Genomic DNA, 1,897 nt, shown 5'->3' with positions numbered 1-1,897 from the left:
TAACTTTACTTTACATCCAAATGAGTTGTGAATTGCTAACTCTAGATTCTTCTTTTTTTTAAGTTTAAATAGTTGTCTCGGACAGACTCGAACTGTCGACCCCTACATTATCAGTGTAGTACTCTAACCAGCTGAGCTACGAGACAGTGTGATTTAGGATTTTCGATGGTAGATTTAAGATTTTGCAATCTGTATCTAAAATCTAGGACCTGAAATCTCTTTCTTTTACTTAAATTGTATTATTTGAACTAACAGCAAGAGTAATAAATTCTAATTCTTTGTTTCCACTTTCTCTTTTCGTCTCTTTCCCTACCGTGCTTATAAATAAGCTAACAATAAGGCTCTAGAAAGGAGGTGTTCCAGCCGCACCTTCCGGTACGGCTACCTTGTTACGACTTAGCCCTAGTTACCAGTTTTACCCTAGGCAGCTCCTTGCGGTCACCGACTTCAGGCACCCCCAGCTTCCATGGCTTGACGGGCGGTGTGTACAAGGCCCGGGAACGTATTCACCGGATCATGGCTGATATCCGATTACTAGCGATTCCAGCTTCACGGAGTCGAGTTGCAGACTCCGATCCGAACTGTGACCGGTTTTGTAGATTCGCTCCTGGTCACCCAGTGGCTGCTCTCTGTACCGGCCATTGTAGCACGTGTGTAGCCCAAGGCGTAAGGGCCGTGATGATTTGACGTCATCCCCACCTTCCTCACAGTTTGCACTGGCAGTCTCGTTAGAGTTCCCGACATGACTCGCTGGCAACTAACAACAGGGGTTGCGCTCGTTATAGGACTTAACCTGACACCTCACGGCACGAGCTGACGACAACCATGCAGCACCTTGTAAATTGTCTTGCGAAAAGTCTGTTTCCAAACCGGTCAATCTACATTTAAGCCTTGGTAAGGTTCCTCGCGTATCATCGAATTAAACCACATGCTCCACCGCTTGTGCGGGCCCCCGTCAATTCCTTTGAGTTTCATTCTTGCGAACGTACTCCCCAGGTGGGATACTTATCACTTTCGCTTAGCCACTGAGATTGCTCCCAACAGCTAGTATCCATCGTTTACGGCGTGGACTACCAGGGTATCTAATCCTGTTCGCTACCCACGCTTTCGTCCATCAGCGTCAATCCATTAGTAGTAACCTGCCTTCGCAATTGGTATTCCATGTAATCTCTAAGCATTTCACCGCTACACTACATATTCTAGTTACTTCCTAATAATTCAAGTCTAGCAGTATCAATGGCCGTTCCACCGTTGAGCGATGGGCTTTCACCACTGACTTACTAAACCGCCTACGGACCCTTTAAACCCAATGATTCCGGATAACGCTTGGATCCTCCGTATTACCGCGGCTGCTGGCACGGAGTTAGCCGATCCTTATTCTTACAGTACCGTCAAGTCTCTACACGTAGAGGTGTTTCTTCCTGTATAAAAGCAGTTTACAATCCATAGGACCGTCATCCTGCACGCGGCATGGCTGGATCAGGCTTGCGCCCATTGTCCAATATTCCTCACTGCTGCCTCCCGTAGGAGTCTGGTCCGTGTCTCAGTACCAGTGTGGGGGATCTCCCTCTCAGGACCCCTACCCATCGTAGTCTTGGTAAGCCGTTACCTTACCAACTAACTAATGGGACGCATGCTCATCTTTCACCGATAAATCTTTAATTATAAAATGATGCCATCCTATAATACTATAAGGTATTAATCCAAATTTCTCTGGGCTATCCCTTTGTGAAAGGTAGATTGCATACGCGTTACGCACCCGTGCGCCGGTCTCTAAGAAGCAAGCTTCTTATACCCCTCGACTTGCATGTGTTAAGCCTGCCGCTAGCGTTCATCCTGAGCCAGGATCAAACTCTTCATCGTATATTATTTGAGAATAAATTCTCTTTTTGTTTTT

At 46.4% G+C, this 1,897-nt stretch carries 1 tRNA gene and 1 rRNA gene; both read right to left on the bottom strand.

The window, feature by feature from the left end:
* Positions 1-72: 72 nt before the first annotated feature.
* Positions 73-146: transfer RNA gene (locus tag FQU23_RS16035), tRNA-Ile, on the bottom strand.
* 201 nt (positions 147-347) lie between these two features.
* Positions 348-1,863 (bottom strand): 16S ribosomal RNA (locus FQU23_RS16030).
* Positions 1,864-1,897 lie beyond the last annotated feature (34 nt).

Origin of the sequence: Flavobacterium sp. XN-5 (genome assembly GCF_008033395.2) — a bacterium.
GTDB lineage: Bacteria > Bacteroidota > Bacteroidia > Flavobacteriales > Flavobacteriaceae > Flavobacterium > Flavobacterium hiemivividum.
This window is presented reverse-complemented; position numbering and strand designations above follow the sequence as displayed.